The following is an 18,366-nucleotide window of genomic DNA, read 5'->3' on the forward strand; positions in this document are numbered from 1 at the left end:
CGGTATCAGACCGCCCTCATCAGCAGGGTCGCGGCGACCAGGAGGGCCGCGCCGCCGAACATCGAGACCGCGTACGAGCGCGCGTAGCCGTTCTGGAGCCTGCGCAGCCGGCCGGAGAGGCCGCCGAAGCCCGCCGCCGTGCCGTTGACGACCCCGTCGACCAGGGTGTGGTCGACGTACACCAGGGAGCGCGTGAGGTGTTCGCCGCCGCGGACCAGGACGACGTGGTTGAAGTCGTCCTGGAGGAGGTCGCGGCGGGCCGCGCGGGTGAGCAGCGAGCCGCGCGGGGCGACGGCGGGGACGGGACGGCGGCCGTACTGGAGGTAGGCGATGCCGACGCCGATGACCAGGCAGACCATGGTGGCGCCGGTGACGGTGGCCGCACTGAGCGGGGAGTCGCCCTCGCTGTGGCCGGTGACCGGTTCCAGCCAGTGCAGGAAGCGGTCGCCGATGCTGAAGAAGGCGCCGCCGAACACCGATCCGACGGCCAGCACGATCATGGGGATGGTCATGACCTTCGGGGACTCGTGCGGGTGCGGTTCCGCGTGCTCGCCGTGGTGTTCGGCGGCCGGTTCGGCGCTGGGCGCCTGCGGGGAGCGGGTGGGCTGGTTGCGCCAGCGTTCCTCGCCGAAGAACGTCATCAGCATCACGCGCGTCATGTAGAAGGCGGTGATCGCGGCGCCCAGCAGGGCGCAGGCGCCGAGAATCCAGCCCTCGGTGCCGCCCTTGGCGAACGCCGCCTCGATGATCTTGTCCTTGGAGAAGAAGCCGGACAGGCCCGGGAAGCCGATGATGGCGAGGTAGCCGAGGCCGAAGGTGATGAAGGTGACCGGCATGTACGTGCGCAGGCCGCCGTACTTGCGCATGTCGACCTCGTCGTTCATGCCGTGCATGACGGAGCCGGCGCCGAGGAAGAGACCGGCCTTGAAGAAGCCGTGCGTCACCAGGTGCATGATCGCGAAGACGTAGCCGATCGGGCCGAGGCCGGCGGCGAGGACCATGTAGCCGATCTGCGACATGGTCGAGCCGGCGAGCGCCTTCTTGATGTCGTCCTTGGCGCAACCGACGATCGCACCGAACAGGAGCGTGACGGCGCCGACGACGGTGACGGCCAGCTGGGCGTCGGGGGCGGCGTTGAAGATCGCTCCCGAGCGGACGACGAGGTAGACGCCCGCGGTCACCATGGTCGCCGCGTGGATGAGGGCGGAGACCGGGGTGGGGCCCTCCATGGCGTCCCCGAGCCAGGACTGCAGTGGTACCTGTGCGGACTTGCCGCAGGCGGCGAGCAGCAGCATCAGGCCGATCGCGGTGAGCCGGCCCTGGGAGGCGTCGCCGACGTGGCTGAACACCGGCCCGAAGGCGAAGGTGCCGAACGTCGTGAACATCAGCATGATCGCGATCGACAGGCCCATGTCGCCGACGCGGTTGACCAGGAAGGCCTTCTTCGCCGCGGTCGCCGCGCTGGGCTTGTGCTGCCAGAAACCGATCAGCAGGTAGGAGGCGAGACCGACGCCCTCCCAGCCGACGTACAGCAGCAGGTAGTTGTCGGCGAGGACGAGCAGCAGCATCGCCGCGAGGAACAGGTTGAGGTAGCCGAAGAAGCGGCGGCGGCGCTCGTCGTGCTCCATGTACCCGATCGAGTACACGTGGATGAGCGAGCCGACGCCGGTGATCAGCAGGACGAAGGTCATCGACAGCTGGTCGAGGCGGAAGGTGACGTCCGCCTGGAAGCTGCCGACGGAGATCCACGTCCACAGGTGCTGGGTGAGCGTGCGGTGTTCGGCGTTCCTGCCCAGCAGGTCGGCGAAGAGGATCACGCCGAAGACGAAGGAGGCCGTCGACAGGAGGGTGCCGATCCAGTGCCCCACGCCGTCCAGGCGGCGGCCGCCGACCAGGAGGACGACCGCTCCGAGCAGAGGCGCCGCGATCAGCAGCGCGATGAGGTTCTCCACGATTCAGCGACCCCTTACAGCTTCATCAGGCTGGCGTCGTCGACCGAGGCCGAGTGGCGGGTACGGAACAGCGACACGATGATCGCGAGCCCGACCACGACCTCCGCGGCGGCGACGACCATCGTGAAGAAGGCGATGATCTGGCCGTCGAGATTGCCGTGCATGCGGGAGAAGACGACGAACGCGAGGTTGCAGGCGTTGAGCATCAGCTCGATGCACATGAAGACGACGATCGCGTTTCGTCTGATCAGCACACCGGTGGCGCCGATCGTGAACAACAGGGCGGCGAGGTAGAGGTAGTAGACGGGGTTCACTTCGACGCCTCCTCGCTCCGCTTGTGGTGGGCGGGTTCGACCGGGGTGCGCTCCAGCCGTTCCTCGGCGCGCTGTTCCAGGGCCCGCAGGTCGTTGAGTGCCTGCGTCGACACGTCGCGGATCTGGCCGCGGTCGCGCAGTGTCTTGCTGACCGTGAGCTCCGAGGGGGTGCCGTCGGGCAGCAGGCCGGCGATGTCCACGGCGTTGTGCCGGGCGTAGACGCCGGGGGCGGGCAGCGGCGGCACGTGCTTGCCCTCGCGGACCCGCTGCTCCGCCAGTTCGCGCTGGGTCCTGGGGCGTTCGGTGCGCTCGCGGTGGGTGAGCACCATGGCGCCGACGGCCGCGGTGATGAGCAGGGCGCCGGTGATTTCGAAGGCGAACACGTACTTGGTGAAGATGAGGGCGGCGAGGCCCTGCACGTTGCCGTTCGCGTTGGCCTGGCCGGTGCCGTTGAACTGCTTCAGGGAGGCGTTGGCGATGCCCGCGAAGAGCAGGACACCGAAGCCGACGCCGCACAGCAGGGCCAGCCAGCGCTGGCCCTTGATGGTCTCCTTCAGGGAGTCGGCGGCGGTCACGCCGACCAGCATCACCACGAAGAGGAACAGCATCATGATCGCGCCGGTGTAGACGACGATCTGCACGATGCCGAGGAAGTAGGCGCCGTTGGCGAGGTAGAACACCGCCAGGACGATCATGGTGCCGGCGAGGCACAGCGCGCTGTGCACGGCCTTCCGCATGAAGACGGTGCACAGGGCGCCGATGACGGCGACGGTGCCGAGGACCCAGAACTGGAAGGCCTCGCCGGTGGAGGTGGCATAGGCGGCGAGCTGCTGCGGGTTCATCGGCCGATCACCTCCTGCGAGGCCGGTTCGTCCGGACCGAAGGTGGACTCGGCCTCCTGGGGGACCTCGCCCTTGGAGACGGCGACCTGGCGTACGGTCCCGGGCGCGGCCTCGGTGACCAGGCCCCGGTAGTAGTCCTGTTCGTCGGTCCCCGGGAAGATCGCGTGCGGGGTGTCGACCATGCCCTCTTCGAGGCCGGCGAGCAGCTGTTCCTTGGTGTAGATCAGGTTGGCGCGGCTGCTGTCGGCCAGTTCGAACTCGTTGGTCATCGTCAGCGCGCGCGTGGGGCACGCCTCGATGCACAGCCCGCACAGGATGCAGCGGGCGTAGTTGATCTGGTAGACGCGGCCGTACCGCTCGCCCGGCGAGTAACGCTCCTCGTCGGTGTTGTCGGCGCCCTCCACGTAGATGGCGTCGGCGGGGCAGGCCCAGGCGCACAGTTCGCAGCCGACGCACTTCTCCAGGCCGTCCGGATGGCGGTTGAGCTGGTGCCGTCCGTGGAACCGCGGGGCCGTGGTCTTCTTCTGCTCCGGGTACTGCTCGGTCAGCCGCTTCTTGAACATGGCCTTGAAGGTCACGCCGAAGCCGGCCGCGGGGTTCAGGAAACCGGGCTTGCTCTCCTTGGGCTCCTCAGCCATCGGACGCCTCCTTTCCATCCGAAGATCCGTCACTGACAGTGTCCGTGCCGCCACTGACAATCAGCTCCCGCTCCCGGCGGGGACGGCGCCGGGGCACCGGCGGCAGCTCCTGTCCGGGCAGCGGCGGTACCGGGAACCCGCCCGCCATCGGGTCGAAGCCGGCCGGCTCCGCGGCGGGCTGCCCGGCCTCCCTGCCCTTGTCGCGGAAGAGGTCGACGACGAAGGACAGGACCAGCAGGGTGAGGACGCCGCCGCCGACGTAGAGGGCGATGTCGGCGAAGCCGTAGTTCTCGTTGCGCAGGGTCCGTACGGTCGCGACGAGCATCAGCCAGACGACCGAGACCGGGATGAGGACCTTCCAGCCGAGCTTCATCAGCTGGTCGTAGCGCACGCGCGGGAGGGTGCCGCGTACCCAGACGAAGACGAACAGCAGCACGACGACCTTGGCGACGAACCAGAGCATCGGCCACCAGCCGTGGTTGGCGCCCGCCCAGACGGTGCTGATCGGCCAGGGGGCCCGCCAGCCGCCGAGGAACAGCGTGGTCGACACGGCGGAGACCGTCACCATGTTGACGTACTCGGCGAGCATGAACATCGCGAACTTGATCGACGAGTACTCGGTGTTGAAGCCGCCGACCAGGTCGCCCTCGGACTCCGGCATGTCGAAGGGGGCGCGGTTGGTCTCGCCGATCATGGTGACGACGTAGAGGAGGAACGAGACCGGCAGCAGCAGGATGTACCAGCGGCCCTGCTGCTGGTCGACGATCGTGGACGTCGACATCGACCCGGAGTACAGGAACACGGAGGCGAACGCGGCGCCCATGGCGATCTCGTAGGAGATCATCTGCGCGCAGGAGCGCAGGCCGCCGAGGAGCGGGTAGGTCGATCCGGAGCTCCAGCCGGCGAGCACGATGCCGTAGATGCCGACGGAGGCGACCGCGAGGATGTAGAGCATCGCGATCGGCAGGTCGGTGAGCTGCATCGTGGTGCGGTGGCCGAAGATCGACACCTCGTTGTCGGCGGGGCCGAACGGGATGACCGCGATGGCCATGAACGCCGGGATGGCCGCAACGATCGGCGCCAGGACGTACACGGCCTTGTCGGCGCGTTTGACGACCACGTCTTCCTTGAGCATCAGCTTGATGCCGTCGGCGAGCGACTGGAGCATGCCCCAGGGGCCGTGCCGGTTGGGGCCGACGCGCAGCTGCATCCAGGCGACGACCTTGCGCTCCATGACGATGGAGATCAGTACGGTCACCATCAGGAAGGCGAAGCAGAAGACGGCCTTGATGACGACCAGCCACCACGGGTCGCGGCCGAACATGGAGAGGTCTTCAGCGGCGAGGAACGGGCTCATGCCTCCACCTCCTTGGGTGCCTCACCGGCGGTGGCCGCCGGGCCGATACGGACGAGGGCGCCGGGCTGCGTGCCGGTGTCGGAGGCGACACCGCCGCCCACCGAGTTCAGCGGGAGCCAGACCACGCGGTCGGGCATCTCGGTGATCATGAGGGGGAGTTCGACGGTGCCGGAGGTTCCGGTGACGGCGACGAGAGCGCCGTCCGCGACGCCCGCCTCGGCGGCCGTCGCGGCGGACAGGCGCGCGTGGGCCGCGTGCCGGGTGCCGGCCAGTGCCTCGTCGCCGTCCTGGAGGACGCCCTGGTCGAGGAGGAGCCGGTGTCCGGCGAGCACGGCCTCCCCGGCGGCCGGCCGCGGCAGCGGGGCGCCGGTCTCCAGCGGTGCGGAGGCCTTCGGCCCGTCCCAGCCGCCGAGCCGGTCCAGCTCCGCGCGCGTGGTGCGCAGGTCGGGCAGTCCGAGGTGGACGTCCATGGCGTCGGCGAGCATCTGCAGCACGCGCGCGTCGGTGGGTGCGAGCCGCCGGGTCATCTGGTCGGGCTTGACGGCGGCCTCGAAGAGGCGGGCCCGTCCCTCCCAGTTGAGGAAGGTACCGGCCTTCTCGGCGACCGCGGCGACCGGCAGGACGACGTCGGCGTGTTCGGTGACCTCGCTGGGCCGCAGCTCCAGGGAGACCAGGAAGCCGACGGCTTCGAGCGCCTCACGCGCGCGTGCCGGGTCGGGCAGGTCGGCGACCTCGACACCGGCCACCAGCAGGGCCGACAGTTCGCCGCGGGCGGCGGACTCGATGATCTGGCCGGTGTCCCGGCCGTGGCCGGGCGGGAGTTCCGACATGCCCCAGGCGGCGGCGACCTCCTCACGCGCGCGCGGGTCGGTGGCCGGGCGGCCGCCCGGCAGCAGCGACGGCAGCGCACCCGCCTCGATCGCGCCGCGCTCCCCGGCCCGGCGCGGGATCCACACCAGCTGCGCGCCGGTGGCCGCGGCGGCCCGTACGGCGGCGGTGAGTCCGCCGGCGACCGACGCCAGCCGCTCTCCGACGACGATGACCGCGCCGTCGGTGCGCAGTGCCTCGGCGGCCAGGGTGCCGACCTCCTCCAGGCCGACGCCGCCGGCGAGGGCGTCCAGCCACTCGGTCTCGGTGCCGGGCGCGGCCGGCAGCAGGGTGCCGCCGGCCTTCTGCAGGCCGCGCGTGGCGTGCGTGGCGAGCGCGTACACCTTCTGCTTGTGCTTGCGCCAGGCCTTGCGCAGCCGCAGGAAGACGCCGGGTGCCTCCTCCTCCGACTCGAAGCCGACCAGCAGGACGGCGGGCGCCTTCTCCAGGGTGGTGTAGGTGACGCCCGTGCCGTCGAGGTCCCGGCCGCGTCCCGCGACGTGTGCGGCCAGGAAGTCGGCCTCCTCGCCGCTGTGCACGCGCGCGCGGAAGTCGATGTCGTTGGTGCCGAGCGCCACGCGCGCGAACTTGCTGTACGCGTAGGCGTCCTCGACGGTGAGCCGGCCGCCGGTGAGGACGCCGGCCCGGGAGCGGGCGGCGGACAGGCCCCGCGCGGCGGCTTCGAGGGCCTCCGGCCAGGAGGCGGGTTCGAGGACGCCCTGGGCGCTCCGGACCAGCGGGGTGTCCAGGCGGTCCTTCTGCTGCGCGTACCGGAACGCGAAGCGTCCCTTGTCGCAGATCCACTCCTCGTTGACCTCGGGGTCGTTGGCGGCGAGCCGCCGCATGACCTTGCCGCGCCGGTGGTCGGTGCGGGTGGCGCAGCCGCCCGCGCAGTGCTCGCACACGGACGGCGAGGAGATCAGGTCGAAGGGGCGGGAGCGGAAGCGGTACGCCGCCGAGGTCAGTGCGCCGACCGGGCAGATCTGGATGGTGTTCCCGGAGAAGTACGACTCGAACGGGTCGCCCTCGCCGGTGCCGACCTGCTGGAGCGCGCCGCGTTCCAGGAGCTCGATCATGGGGTCGCCGGCGACCTGGTTGGAGAACCGGGTGCAGCGCGCGCACAGCACGCAGCGTTCGCGGTCCAGCAGCACCTGGGTGGAGATCGGGACGGGCTTCTCGTAGGTGCGCTTCCTGCCGTCGAAGCGGGACTCGGCGTTGCCGTGCGACATCGCCTGGTTCTGCAGCGGGCACTCGCCGCCCTTGTCGCAGACCGGGCAGTCCAGCGGGTGGTTGATGAGCAGCAGCTCCATCACCCCGTGCTGGGCCTTCTCGGCCACGGGCGAGGTGAGGTGGGTCTTCACGACCATGCCGTCCGTGCAGGTGATCGTGCAGGACGCCATGGGCTTGCGCTGGCCCTCGACCTCGACGATGCACTGCCGGCAGGCGCCGGCCGGGTCCAGCAGGGGGTGGTCGCAGAAGCGGGGGATCTCGATGCCGAGCTGTTCGGCGGCGCGGATGACGAGGGTGCCCTTGGGCACGCTGATCTCCACGCCGTCGATCGTCAGCGTGACGAGGTCCTCCGGCGGGACCGCCGCCGTTCCCCCCGAGGAGGGGGAACTCGTGGTCACGGTCATGCGTTCACCTCCGGGCGGTCCGCCCAGGCCGTCGACTTGGCCGGGTCGAAGGGGCAGCCCCGGCCCGTGATGTGCTGTTCGTACTCCTCGCGGAAGTACTTCAGCGAGGAGAAGATCGGGGACGCTGCGCCGTCGCCGAGGGCGCAGAAGGACTTGCCGTTGATGTTGTCGGCGATGTCGTTCAGCTTGTCCAGGTCGGACATGACGCCCTTGCCGGCCTCGATGTCGCGCAGCAACTGCACGAGCCAGTAGGTGCCTTCACGGCAGGGGGTGCACTTGCCGCAGGACTCGTGGGCGTAGAACTCGGTCCAGCGGGTGACGGCGCGCACCACGCAGGTGGTCTCGTCGAAGCACTGCAGGGCCTTGGTGCCCAGCATGGAACCGGCGGCGCCGACGCCTTCGTAGTCGAGGGGGACGTCGAGGTGCTCGTCGGTGAACATGGGCGTCGAGGACCCGCCGGGCGTCCAGAACTTGAGGCGGTGGCCGGTGCGCATGCCGCCGCTCATGTCGAGGAGCTGACGCAGGGTGATGCCGAGCGGTGCCTCGTACTGGCCGGGGCTCGCGACGTGGCCGCTGAGGGAGTAGAGCGTGAAGCCGGGCGACTTCTCGCTCCCCATCGACCTGAACCATTCCTTGCCCTTGTGCAGGATGGCGGGAACCGAGGCGATGGACTCGACGTTGTTCACCACAGTCGGGCAGGCGTAGAGCCCTTCGACGGCAGGGAAGGGGGGACGCAGCCGCGGTTGGCCGCGGCGGCCTTCGAGCGAGTCGAGCAGCGCGGTCTCCTCACCGCAGATGTACGCGCCGGCGCCGGCGTGCACGGTGAGGGTGAGGTCGAGGCCGCTGCCGAGGATGTTCTCGCCGAGGTAGCCGGCCGCGTAGGCCTCGCGCACGGCCTCGTGCAACCGCCGCAGGACGGGGACGACCTCGCCCCGCAGATAGATGAAGGCATGCGACGACCGGATGGCGTAGCACGCGATCACGATGCCCTCGATGAGGCTGTGCGGGTTCGCGAAGAGGAGCGGGATGTCCTTGCAGGTCCCGGGCTCCGATTCGTCGGCGTTGACAACAAGATAGTGCGGTTTGCCGTCTCCCTGCGGGATGAACTGCCACTTCATCCCGGTCGGGAAGCCCGCGCCGCCGCGGCCGCGCAGTCCGGACTCCTTGACATAGGCGATCAGGTCGTCCGGCGACATGGCGAGCGCCTTGCGGAGCCCCTCGTAGCCTTCGTGCCTTCGGTAGACGTCGAGCGTCCACGACCGGTCCTCGTCCCAGAAGGCCGACAGCACGGGTGCGAGCAGCTTCTCGGGGCTGGTGTCCTTGAGGTCGGGTACCACCGTCATCACTCCCCCTCCTCGGCGGCAGGCCCTGCCGGGTGCGACGGGTCGGAGGCCGAGGTCTCCTGCGGTGCGTCGTGGGAGCTGAGGTGTTCGGTCGGGGACGGCTCGTGCACCGTCCGGTCCGGCACCTCCTCCGGACCTCCGCGCGGGTGGACCACGCGCGCGGGCGCGGTCTCTCCCCTTGCCAGGCGGAGGCCCACCAGCGACGCGGGCCCCGCGCTGCCGCTCTCCTCGACGGCACCGGGCCGCTCGTCGGGGAAGCCGGCCAGGATCCGGGCGGTCTCCTTGAAGGTGCAGAGCCGGGCGCCGCGTGTGGGTTCGACGTCCCGTCCCGCGCGCAGGTCGTCGACGAGGCGCTTGGCGCTGGCGGGGGTCTGGTTGTCGAAGAACTCCCAGTTGACCATGACGACCGGTGCGAAGTCGCAGGCCGCGTTGCACTCGATGTGCTCCAGGGTGACCTTGCCGTCGTCGGTGGTCTCGCCGTTGCCGACGCCCAGGTGCTCCTGGAGGGTCTCGAAGATCGCGTCGCCGCCCATGACCGCGCACAGTGTGTTGGTGCAGACGCCGACCTGGTAGTCGCCGGAGGGCCGGCGCCGGTACATGGTGTAGAAGGTGGCGACGGCGGTGACCTCGGCGGTGGTGAGGTTCAGCATGTCCGCGCAGAACTGCATCCCGGTGCGGGTGACGTGTCCCTCCTGCGACTGCACGAGGTGCAGCAGCGGCAGCAGGGCGGACCGGGAGTCGGGGTAGCGGGCGATGACGTCGCGCGCGTCGGCCTCCAGCCGGGTCCGGACGTCGTCCGGGTACGCGGGGGCGGGCAGCTCGGGCATGCCGAGGCTGATGCCGCGCTCCGAGGAAGAGGTGGTCACCGGTCGACGCCTCCCATCACGGGGTCGATGGACGCGACGGCGACGATGACGTCGGCGACCTGGCCGCCCTCGCACATCGCCGCCATGGCCTGCAGGTTGGTGAAGGACGGGTCGCGGAAGTGGACCCGGAAGGGGCGGGTGCCGCCGTCGGAGACGGCGTGCACGCCGAGTTCGCCCTTGGGGGACTCGACGGCCGCGTAGGCCTGGCCGGGCGGCACCCGGAAGCCCTCGGTGACCAGTTTGAAGTGGTGGATCAGGGCCTCCATGGAGGTGCCCATGATCTTCTTGATGTGGTCGAGGGAGTTGCCGAGCCCGTCGGGGCCGAGGGCGAGCTGGGCGGGCCAGGCGATCTTCTTGTCGGCGACCATGACCGGTCCGGGCTGCAGCCGGTCCAGGCACTGTTCGATGATCCTGAGCGACTGGCGCATCTCCTCCAGGCGGATCAGGAAGCGGCCGTAGGAGTCGCAGGTGTCGGCGACGGCGACGTCGAAGTCGTAGGTCTCGTAGCCGCAGTAGGGCTGGGTCTTGCGCAGGTCGTGCGGGAGGCCGGTGGAGCGCAGGATCGGTCCGGTGGCGCCGAGGGCCATGCAGCCGGACAGATCCAGGTAGCCGACGTCCTGCATACGGGCCTTGAAGATGGGGTTGCCGGTGGCGAGCTTGTCGTACTCCGGGAGGTTCTTCCGCATCTTCTTCACGAACTCGCGGATCTGGTCCACGGCGCCGGGCGGCAGGTCCTGGGCGAGTCCGCCGGGGCGGATGTACGCGTGGTTCATGCGCAGGCCGGTGATGAGTTCGTAGAGGTCGAGAATCATTTCACGATCACGGAATCCGTAGATCATGATCGTGGTGGCGCCGAGTTCCATGCCTCCGGTGGCGATGCACACCAGGTGGGAGGAGAGCCGGTTCAGCTCCATGAGGAGCACCCGGATGATCTTGGCGCGCTCGGTGATCTCGTCCTCGATGCCGAGGAGCTTCTCGACGGCGAGACAGTAGGCGGTCTCGTTGAAGAAGGACGTCAGGTAGTCCATGCGGGTCACGAACGTGGTGCCCTGCGTCCAGGTGCGGAATTCGAGGTTCTTCTCGATCCCGGTGTGGAGGTAGCCGATGCCGCAGCGGGCTTCGGTGACCGTCTCGCCGTCGATCTCCAGGATGAGCCGGAGCACTCCATGGGTGGACGGGTGCTGGGGACCCATGTTGACGACGATGCGTTCGTCGTCCGCGCGGGCCGCGGACTGGACGACCTCGTCCCAGTCGCCGCCGGTGACCGTGTATACGGTGCCCTCGGTGGTCTCGCGGGGGGAAGCCTGTGACGTGCTCACGAGTACGACCTCCGCTGGTCCGGAGCCGGGATCTGGGCGCCCTTGTACTCGACGGGGATGCCGCCGAGCGGGTAGTCCTTGCGTTGCGGATGGCCCTGCCAGTCGTCCGGCATCATGATCCGCGTCAGGGCCGGGTGACCGTCGAAGACGATCCCGAAGAAGTCGTAGGTCTCGCGCTCGTGCCAGTCGTTGGTCGGGTACACGGAGACCAGGGACGGGACGTGCGGGTCGGCGTCGGGGGCGCTGACCTCGAGCCGGATCAGCCGGTTGTGGGTGATCGACCGCAGGTGGTAGACGGCGTGCAGCTCGCGGCCCTTGTCGTGCGGGTAGTGGACGCCGCTGACGCCGGTGCACAGCTCGAAGCGGAGCGCCGGGTCGTCGCGCAGGGTGCGGGCGACGCGGACCAGGTGCTCGCGTTCGATGTGGAAGGTGATCTCACCGCGGTCGACGACGGTCTTCTCGACGGCGTTGTCGGGGAGCAGGCCCTGCTCCTCCAGAGCGCCCTCCAGCTCGTCGGCGACCTCGTCGAACCAGCCGCCGTAGGGGCGGCTCGCCGGTCCGGGAAGGCGGATCGAGCGGACCAGTCCGCCATAGCCGGAGGTGTCGCCGCCGTTGCCGGCGCCGAACATGCCCCGCTGGACGCGGATCTCCTCACCGCCCTGCCCCCGCTGGCCGGGGAGGTTGTCGGCGGCCAGGTCCTTCTCGGGGTTGACCCCGTTGTGGCCGTTGGCGTCGCTCACCGCAGCAGCCCCTTCATCTCGATCGTGGGCAGGGCCTTGAGCGCCGCCTCCTCCGCCTCGCGGGCCGCTTCCTCGGCGTTGACGCCGAGCTTGGAGTTCTGGATCTTGTGATGGAGCTTGAGGATGGCGTCCATCAGCATCTCGGGGCGCGGGGGGCAGCCGGGGAGGTAGATGTCCACGGGGACGATGTGGTCGACGCCCTGGACGATCGCGTAGTTGTTGAACATGCCGCCCGAGGAGGCGCAGACGCCCATGGAGATCACCCACTTGGGGTTGGGCATCTGGTCGTAGACCTGCCTCAGTACCGGTGCCATCTTCTGGCTGACCCGGCCGGCGACGATCATGAGGTCGGCCTGGCGGGGCGATCCGCGGAAGACCTCCATGCCGAAGCGGGCCAGGTCGTAGCGGCCGGCGCCGGTGGTCATCATCTCGATGGCGCAGCAGGCGAGGCCGAAGGTGGCGGGGAAGACGGAAGCCTTGCGCACCCAGCCCGCGGCCTGCTCGACGGTGGTCAGCAGGAATCCGCTCGGCAGCTTTTCTTCGAGTCCCATGTCTAAAGGCCCCTCAGTCCCATTCCAGGCCGCCGCGCCGCCATACGTACGCGTACGCGACGAAGACGGTGAGCACGAAGAGCAGCATCTCCACGAGCCCGAAAACACCCAGGGCGTCGAAGGTGACGGCCCACGGGTAGAGGAAGACGATCTCGATGTCGAAGACGATGAAGAGCATCGCCGTCAGGTAGTACTTGATCGGGAAACGCCCGCCGCCGGCCGGCGTGGGGGTCGGTTCGATACCGCACTCGTAGGCTTCGAGCTTGGCGCGGTTGTACCGCTTCGGACCGATCAGCGTGGCCATGACCACGGAGAAGATCGCAAAGCCTGCCCCGAGGGCTCCCAGTACGAGGATGGGCGCATAGGCGTTCACCGCTCCTCGCTCCTCTCAGTCGGCACTGACTGGTGGCGGTTCGGCTGGGCTCACCTGCCTCGTCCGTCACACGAACCCCGCGCGTCCCGGGCGAAGATCGCGAACATGTGAAGCAGGTCACAAGCCCAACTGCCTCGCATCTTATGCCCGACGCTCTGTGATCTGCGACACGGGGTATTGCACAAGCTTTGTGATCTCCACCACCTGACGATCGATCATGAAGTCGGATGAGTAGTGATCTTCACACCCGAAGCGTTCACCTGATCACCAGAAGTGACATTTTCGCCCGTCGGCGCAGGCGGGAGGGGGTCCGAAGCGAGCGTCTCTATATCAAGAGAGTTCCCCTGCATGCAAATTGGCGATGGACCGAGCGTCCTGATAGAGGGCCGCGTTCACACATCAGAGGGAGGGGCGGAGCCCGGTGTGGACGCGTGCGCGCGTTCACGAACTCGGGCGGGCATCACTCCTGCCCCGATCCCCGCGCGAGACGCACCCCTCCCGGTGACCGTTCCGTGACCTCCGCCACATCGATGAGAGGGGTCCGAGAACGGGGGTTGGCCAACGACCCCAACCGATGGTAGGTCGCGGGCAATTCGGGCGTAATGGCGAAAGAACGTGATCACAGGCCTGATCACAGGCGTCCGCAATGTCCGTTACGGCGTCAATAAGGAAGGACACGCGGGTGATTTGGGGCCCCGATTGAACAACTGTGGCGCAGCACACGTTTCTTGTAGATATGAAGGAGCCCCTGATACCGGTTGTTCCCATGTCCCACACCGCTCACATACGCAGCCACCGGAAGCCCCGCCGCAGCGCGACGACGAACATCGCCGTGCGCGCCGGAGTTGCCAGTGGCGTCCTGGGCATGGCAGCGGCGGGCGCGGCGTCGGCGAGTGCCGCCGAACCCGTGACGCAGACGCTCGAACTGCCCATCCTGACGGCCGATGTGGCCACCCAGGTGGCCCAGTCCGCCGACGCCACGCAGCAGGCAGCCGCGAACTACTCCCTCCAGGCCGAGCGCGACGCGGCCGCCGCGAAGGCCGCGAAGCAGGCCAAGGCGGACCTCGCCGAGGCGAAGCAGAAGGCCGAGGCCAAGAAGAAGGCCGAGGAGGCCCGCAAGGCCGCCGCCGAGCAGGCCGTTTCGCGCAGTGCCGAGCGGACCACCCTCAGCGCCACCGCCGCGAGCTCCAGCAGCTCCACGAGCACGTCCACGGCGACCGGTTCGGCCGCCGCCGTGGTCGCCTTCGTGAAGGCGCAGATCGGCGACGCCTACGTCTCCGGCGGCACGGGCCCCAACTCGTGGGACTGCTCGGGCCTCGTGCAGGCCGCCTTCAAGTCGGTCGGCGTCAGCCTGCCGCGCGTCTCCCAGGACCAGTCGACGCAGGGCACCCAGGTCTCGCTGAGCAACCTGCAGCCCGGCGACATCCTCTACTGGGGCAGCGCCGGCAGCGCGTACCACGTGGCGGTGTACGTCGGCGACGGCATGTTCGTCGGCGCGCAGAACCCCTCCAGCGGCGTCGGGGAGCACCCGCTGTCGTACGACCCGCCGACCGGCGCGGTGCGGGTGCTCTGACCGACCCGAGCCAGCCGGACAACCCGAACGACTCGGGCATTTCACAAGCACGGTGAGGGCCGCAGCCGCTCGGGGGCAGCGGCCCTTCCGGCTTGTCCGCACGGGCCCCTGAAGGGGGCTCGCCCTGAGGGGGCTCGTCGCGTTCCCCGCGCGTCTCCCCCGGTTCTCCACAGGTGCCTCGCGGGGTTTTCCACAGGCCCGCCCGCGATCCCTCGTCTCCTGGGATCCTCGATGCGGGCCGCTCGCACGGAGCGGCCCGGGATGCGAGAAGGAGACACCGCGATGCCACGCGTCTTCGTCCAGGGCAACCCCGTGGACCACTACCCCCGGCACGCCCCCGAGGCCCGGCGCGGTTCGGTGCGCCGGATCACCGAGACCGGTGAGGACGTCCTGCACAAGCCGTGCCGGGACGTCACCGAGTTCGGGCCCGACCTCGCCGCGCTCGTCGACGACATGTTCCTCACGATGTACGTCGCCGACGGAGCAGGCCTGGCCGCCAACCAGGTCGGAGTCGACCTGCGGCTGTTCGTGTACGACTGCCCCGACGACGACGGTGTCCGGCATGTCGGACACATCGTCAATCCCGTCCTGGAGGACCAGGACCCGGCCGAACGGCGACTGCTGGACGACAGCGAGGGATGCCTGTCGGTGCCGGGTGCCGTCATGGAGGTGCCTCGGCCGGACCGGGCGGTCGTGCACGGGCAGGACAAGGACGGCAATCCGCTCACCGTCGTGGGAACGGGGTATTTCGCCCGCTGCCTCGCGCACGAGACCGACCATGTGAACGGACGCGTGTACCTCGACCGGCTCTCCCGGCGGGAGCGGAAGGAAGCGCTGCGGCAGATGGCGGACCGGCGCCAGGACGTCCACGCCCGCCGGTCCGCCGCCATCGAGGCGCTCGGTTCCTAGGGCCTGCCGACCTGGGCGCGGTCAGGCCTTGGGGGCCACCTTGCTCAGGCCGTTGATGATGCGGTCCATCGCGTCGCCGCCGGTCGGGTCGGTGAGGTTCGCCAGGAGCTTCAGGGTGAACTTCATCAGCAGCGGGTGGGTCAGGCCGCGCTGGGCCGCGATCTGCATGACCTTCGGGTTGCCGATGAGCTTCACGAAGGCGCGGCCGAGCGTGTAGTAGCCGCCGTAGGTGTCCTTGAGGACGCGCGGGTAGCGCTGGAGGGCGAGTTCCCGCCCGCCGGGCGTGGCCCGCGCGTGCGCCTGGACGATGACGTCGGCGGCGATCTGGCCGGACTCCATGGCGTAGGCGATGCCCTCGCCGTTGAAGGGGTTCACCAGGCCGCCGGCGTCGCCGACGAGCAGCAGGCCGCGCGTGTAGTGGGGCTGGCGGTTGAAGGCCATGGGGAGCGCGGCGCCGCGGATGGGGCCGGTCATGTTGTCCGGGGTGTAGCCCCAGTCCTCGGGCATGGATGCGCACCAGGCCTTGAGGACCTCGCGCCAGTCCAGTTCCTTGAAGGAGTCGGAGGTGTTCAGGACGCCGAGGCCGACGTTGGAGGTGCCGTCGCCCATGCCGAAGATCCAGCCGTAGCCGGGAAGGAGGCGGTCCTGGGGGCCGCGGCGGTCCCAGAGTTCCAGCCAGGACTCCAGGTAGTCGTCGTCGTGACGGGGGGAGGTGAAGTAGGTCCGGACGGCCACGCCCATCGGGCGGTCCTCGCGGCGGTGCAGGCCCATCGCCAGGGAGAGCCGGGTGGAGTTGCCGTCGGCGGCCACCACGAGGGGGGCGTGGAAGGTGACTTCGCGCTTCTCCTCGCCGAGCTTGGCGTGCACGCCGGTGATCCGGCCGGTGCGGTCGTCGATGACCGGGGCACCGACGTTGCAGCGCTCGAAGAGCCGGGCACCGGCCTTCTGGGCCTGGCGGGCGAGCTGTTCGTCGAAGTCGTCGCGCTTGCGCACCAGGCCGTAGTCGGGGAAGGAGGCGAGATCCGGCCAGTCCAGCTGGAGGCGGGTGCCGCCGCCGATGATGCGCAGGCCCTTGTTGCGCAGCCAGCCGGCCTCCTCGGAGATGTCGATGCCCATGGCGACGAGCTGCTTCACGGCGCGCGGGGTGAGTCCGTCGCCGCACACCTTCTCGCGCGGGAACTCGGTCTTCTCCAGCAGGAGGACGTCGAGGCCGGACTTGGCGAGGTGGTAGGCCGTCGTGGAGCCGGCTGGCCCCGCGCCGACGACGATGACATCGGCGGTGTTTTCGGAGAGGGGCTCGGTCACGACGGGGTCTCCCCAAGGCTCGAAATCTGCGTGCCGACGGGCACTGGACATGGGCAGTCTATTCAGCGGAACTGATCACCCGGCTGAAGGGCTGCCCCTGTGAACCGAGCTCTCCCCGCGGTACGGCTGCGTGTGCCCACGCACGAGGACGCGTTCGCCTGGCACCGGGCGTTCGACGACCCGGAGGTCATGGAGTTCTACGGCGGCAGGTCCGCGGAGCTGTCCGTCTACGAGGAGCTCACCGCGCGCCAGCGCCGGCACGACGCGGAGCTGGGTTTCTGCCTGTGGACACTGACCGGTGAGGCGGGGGAGGTCATCGGCTTCACCGGTGCGCAGCCGTGGGCGCCCGGCTGGGGACCGACGGGCGAGATCGAGATCGGCTGGCGGCTCGGGCGGGCCCACTGGGGGAAGGGGTACGCGACGGCGGCGGCGCTGCTGACCCTGGAGCGGCTGCGGGCGGCCGGTGTGCCGAGGGTGGTGGCGATGGTGCGGCCGGGCAACGAGCGGTCGGTCGCGGTCACCCGGCGCCTCGGGATGGAGCCTGCCGGGTCCTACCCGCATCCGCGGCTGCCGGAGGACGCGCTCTGCTTCCGGCTCGACCTGCGGGCGGCACCGCAGGGTCAGTGACGCAGAGTAACGATCTGTCACAGAAAGACACTTGGTGCTTCCGGCGGCCGCGAGTGGAGAGTTACCCTTCCAGTACCGCTGGGGGTGACATCTGTGTACATAACGCGCAAAACACCCGAAGTGCGTGTGCCACGGCTGGTCGGCCTGATGGCCGTGGACGCGCGCGAGACCGCCCAGGCGCGGGGGCTGTCCCTCCACGCGCCGGACCGGCCGGACTTCCACCTCACGGTCGTCGACTACGTCGTGCGCCAGTTCCCGCAGCCCGGTGCCGAGGTGCCGCGGGACTCGATGGTGTACGTGTGGTTCGACTTCGGTGAGGGCGAGGGCGGCGGGGGCGTGCGCGAGCCACGCGTGCCACGGCCGCCGAGCGGCGGGCTGCAACGGGAGCTGGACCGGCCGGGGGACGCCTTCGAGGTGAGCAGCCCCTGAGGCGCCGACCGCGGCTCAGGCCTCCTTGAAGCCGCGGTGCAGGGCGACGATCCCGCCGGTGAGATTGCGCCAGGCCACCTTCGACCAGCCCGCCCCGCGCAGCCGGGCGGCCAGTGCGGGCTGGTCGGGCCAGGCGCGGATGGACTCGGCGAGGTAGACGTAGGCCTCGGGGTTGGAGGAGACCGCGCGGGCCACCGGCGGCAGCGCCCGCATCAGGTACTCGGTGTAGACGGTCCGGAAGGGTGCCCAGGTCGGGTGCGAGAACTCGCAGATCACCACCCGTCCGCCGGGCCGGGTCACCCGGTACATCTCGCGCAGGGCGGCGTCGGTGTCCTGGACGTTGCGCAGCCCGAAGGAGATCGTCACGGCGTCGAAGGTGCCGTCCTTGAACGGCAGCCGGGTCGCGTCCCCGGCGGTGAAGGGCATCCAGCCGGTGCGCTTCTTGCCGACCTGGAGCATCCCCAGCGAGAAGTCGCAGGGCACGACATAGGCACCGGCCCGGGCGAACGGCTGGGAGGAGGTGCCCGTGCCGGCCGCCAGGTCCAGGACCTTCTGCGCGGGCCGCGCGTCGACGGCCCTGGCGACCTCCTTCCGCCAGTGCCGGTCCTGGCCGAGCGACAGGACGTCGTTGGTCAGGTCGTACCGTTCCGCCACGTCGTCGAACATCGAGGCGACTTCGTGCGGCTGCTTGTTCAGGGAGGCGCGGGTCACGCCCGCCATTCTTGCA

Annotated in this window: 18 protein-coding genes; 4 read left to right on the forward strand and 14 right to left on the reverse strand. The window is 69.7% G+C overall.

Annotated elements, in window-relative coordinates:
• Positions 1 to 5: 5 nt before the first annotated feature.
• Genes nuoL through AB0G52_RS20245 form a run of 12 tightly spaced genes read right to left on the reverse strand, consistent with a single transcriptional unit; the run spans position 6 to position 12,796 of the window.
• Positions 6 to 1,952: an NADH-quinone oxidoreductase subunit L gene (nuoL, locus tag AB0G52_RS20190; RefSeq protein WP_132890270.1), complete on the reverse strand. Its 1,947-nt coding sequence runs from the start codon at positions 1,950 to 1,952 to the stop codon at positions 6 to 8.
• Between the two features lie 14 nt (positions 1,953 to 1,966).
• Entirely contained in the window at positions 1,967 to 2,266 is a 300-nt protein-coding gene (nuoK, locus tag AB0G52_RS20195; protein WP_046726439.1) for an NADH-quinone oxidoreductase subunit NuoK, read from the reverse strand.
• Positions 2,263 to 3,108 carry an NADH-quinone oxidoreductase subunit J gene (locus AB0G52_RS20200; RefSeq protein WP_132890271.1) on the reverse strand — a complete coding sequence of 282 codons (846 nt, stop codon included), beginning with the start codon at positions 3,106 to 3,108 and terminating at the stop codon, positions 2,263 to 2,265. Before AB0G52_RS20200 ends, nuoK begins: the two co-directional genes overlap by 4 nt.
• Positions 3,105 to 3,746: an NADH-quinone oxidoreductase subunit NuoI gene (gene nuoI / locus AB0G52_RS20205; RefSeq protein ID WP_132890272.1), complete on the reverse strand. Its 642-nt coding sequence runs from the start codon at positions 3,744 to 3,746 to the stop codon at positions 3,105 to 3,107. Before nuoI ends, AB0G52_RS20200 begins: the two co-directional genes overlap by 4 nt.
• Positions 3,739 to 5,103, reverse strand: a complete 1,365-nt coding sequence (gene nuoH, locus AB0G52_RS20210) for an NADH-quinone oxidoreductase subunit NuoH (RefSeq protein WP_132890273.1) — start codon at positions 5,101 to 5,103, stop codon at positions 3,739 to 3,741. Before nuoH ends, nuoI begins: the two co-directional genes overlap by 8 nt.
• Positions 5,100 to 7,604, reverse strand: a complete 2,505-nt coding sequence (locus AB0G52_RS20215) for an NADH-quinone oxidoreductase subunit G (protein WP_361337625.1) — start codon at positions 7,602 to 7,604, stop codon at positions 5,100 to 5,102. The genes nuoH and AB0G52_RS20215 overlap by 4 nt, the downstream gene beginning before the upstream one ends.
• A complete protein-coding gene (gene nuoF / locus AB0G52_RS20220) occupies positions 7,601 to 8,950 on the reverse strand; it encodes an NADH-quinone oxidoreductase subunit NuoF (RefSeq protein WP_207921788.1) in 1,350 nt (449 codons plus the stop codon). Before nuoF ends, AB0G52_RS20215 begins: the two co-directional genes overlap by 4 nt.
• Positions 8,947 to 9,813 (reverse strand): NADH-quinone oxidoreductase subunit NuoE, encoded by an 867-nt coding sequence (gene nuoE / locus AB0G52_RS20225; RefSeq protein ID WP_132890276.1) that lies wholly within the window; start codon positions 9,811 to 9,813, stop codon positions 8,947 to 8,949. Before nuoE ends, nuoF begins: the two co-directional genes overlap by 4 nt.
• Positions 9,810 to 11,132 carry an NADH-quinone oxidoreductase subunit D gene (locus AB0G52_RS20230; RefSeq protein ID WP_132890277.1) on the reverse strand — a complete coding sequence of 441 codons (1,323 nt, stop codon included), beginning with the start codon at positions 11,130 to 11,132 and terminating at the stop codon, positions 9,810 to 9,812. Before AB0G52_RS20230 ends, nuoE begins: the two co-directional genes overlap by 4 nt.
• Positions 11,129 to 11,872 carry an NADH-quinone oxidoreductase subunit C gene (locus AB0G52_RS20235; RefSeq protein WP_132890278.1) on the reverse strand — a complete coding sequence of 248 codons (744 nt, stop codon included), beginning with the start codon at positions 11,870 to 11,872 and terminating at the stop codon, positions 11,129 to 11,131. The genes AB0G52_RS20230 and AB0G52_RS20235 overlap by 4 nt, the downstream gene beginning before the upstream one ends.
• Positions 11,869 to 12,423 (reverse strand): NADH-quinone oxidoreductase subunit B, encoded by a 555-nt coding sequence (locus tag AB0G52_RS20240; RefSeq protein ID WP_055635348.1) that lies wholly within the window; start codon positions 12,421 to 12,423, stop codon positions 11,869 to 11,871. Before AB0G52_RS20240 ends, AB0G52_RS20235 begins: the two co-directional genes overlap by 4 nt.
• A gap of 13 nt (positions 12,424 to 12,436) precedes the next feature.
• Positions 12,437 to 12,796, reverse strand: a complete 360-nt coding sequence (locus AB0G52_RS20245; protein WP_007383963.1) for an NADH-quinone oxidoreductase subunit A — start codon at positions 12,794 to 12,796, stop codon at positions 12,437 to 12,439.
• A 766-nt stretch (positions 12,797 to 13,562) separates the two neighbouring features.
• Here AB0G52_RS20245 and AB0G52_RS20250 point away from each other — a divergent pair.
• Both AB0G52_RS20250 and def read left to right on the forward strand, forming a co-directional pair.
• Positions 13,563 to 14,369, forward strand: a complete 807-nt coding sequence (locus AB0G52_RS20250) for a C40 family peptidase (RefSeq protein ID WP_132890279.1) — start codon at positions 13,563 to 13,565, stop codon at positions 14,367 to 14,369.
• A gap of 282 nt (positions 14,370 to 14,651) precedes the next feature.
• The gene (def, locus tag AB0G52_RS20255; RefSeq protein WP_361337628.1) at positions 14,652 to 15,278 is read left to right on the forward strand and encodes a peptide deformylase; all 627 of its coding nucleotides are present in this window, start codon (positions 14,652 to 14,654) and stop codon (positions 15,276 to 15,278) included.
• A gap of 21 nt (positions 15,279 to 15,299) precedes the next feature.
• On the opposite strand, the gene AB0G52_RS20260 is transcribed toward def, so the two are convergent.
• Positions 15,300 to 16,634 (reverse strand): geranylgeranyl reductase family protein, encoded by a 1,335-nt coding sequence (locus AB0G52_RS20260; protein WP_132890281.1) that lies wholly within the window; start codon positions 16,632 to 16,634, stop codon positions 15,300 to 15,302.
• A 48-nt stretch (positions 16,635 to 16,682) separates the two neighbouring features.
• Between AB0G52_RS20260 and AB0G52_RS20265 the strand changes: the two genes are divergently transcribed.
• Both AB0G52_RS20265 and AB0G52_RS20270 read left to right on the forward strand, forming a co-directional pair.
• Complete coding sequence (locus tag AB0G52_RS20265; RefSeq protein ID WP_132890282.1) at positions 16,683 to 17,210, forward strand: GNAT family N-acetyltransferase; 528 nt, start codon at positions 16,683 to 16,685, stop codon at positions 17,208 to 17,210.
• Between the two features lie 120 nt (positions 17,211 to 17,330).
• Positions 17,331 to 17,639 carry a PASTA domain-containing protein gene (locus AB0G52_RS20270; protein ID WP_132890283.1) on the forward strand — a complete coding sequence of 103 codons (309 nt, stop codon included), beginning with the start codon at positions 17,331 to 17,333 and terminating at the stop codon, positions 17,637 to 17,639.
• Between the two features lie 15 nt (positions 17,640 to 17,654).
• Here the strand turns inward: AB0G52_RS20270 and AB0G52_RS20275 are convergent, their stop codons facing one another.
• On the reverse strand, positions 17,655 to 18,350 hold the full coding sequence (locus tag AB0G52_RS20275; protein WP_132890284.1) for a demethylmenaquinone methyltransferase: 696 nt from the start codon (positions 18,348 to 18,350) through the stop codon (positions 17,655 to 17,657).
• Positions 18,351 to 18,366: the final 16 nt, after the last annotated feature.

The organism is Streptomyces sp. NPDC021562, from assembly GCF_040640875.1.
Lineage (GTDB): Bacteria > Actinomycetota > Actinomycetes > Streptomycetales > Streptomycetaceae > Streptomyces.

Coding starts and splice junctions, on each gene's coding strand:
- AB0G52_RS20200 (WP_132890271.1), bottom strand. CDS start 3,108: ATGAACCCGCAGCAGCTCGCCGCCTATGCCACCTCCACCGGCGAGGCC.
- nuoI (WP_132890272.1), bottom strand. CDS start 3,746: ATGGCTGAGGAGCCCAAGGAGAGCAAGCCCGGTTTCCTGAACCCCGCG.
- nuoH (WP_132890273.1), bottom strand. CDS start 5,103: ATGAGCCCGTTCCTCGCCGCTGAAGACCTCTCCATGTTCGGCCGCGAC.
- AB0G52_RS20215 (WP_361337625.1), bottom strand. CDS start 7,604: ATGACCGTGACCACGAGTTCCCCCTCCTCGGGGGGAACGGCGGCGGTC.
- AB0G52_RS20240 (WP_055635348.1), bottom strand. CDS start 12,423: ATGGGACTCGAAGAAAAGCTGCCGAGCGGATTCCTGCTGACCACCGTC.
- AB0G52_RS20250 (WP_132890279.1), top strand. CDS start 13,563: ATGTCCCACACCGCTCACATACGCAGCCACCGGAAGCCCCGCCGCAGC.
- def (WP_361337628.1), top strand. CDS start 14,652: ATGCCACGCGTCTTCGTCCAGGGCAACCCCGTGGACCACTACCCCCGG.
- AB0G52_RS20260 (WP_132890281.1), bottom strand. CDS start 16,634: ATGTCCAGTGCCCGTCGGCACGCAGATTTCGAGCCTTGGGGAGACCCC.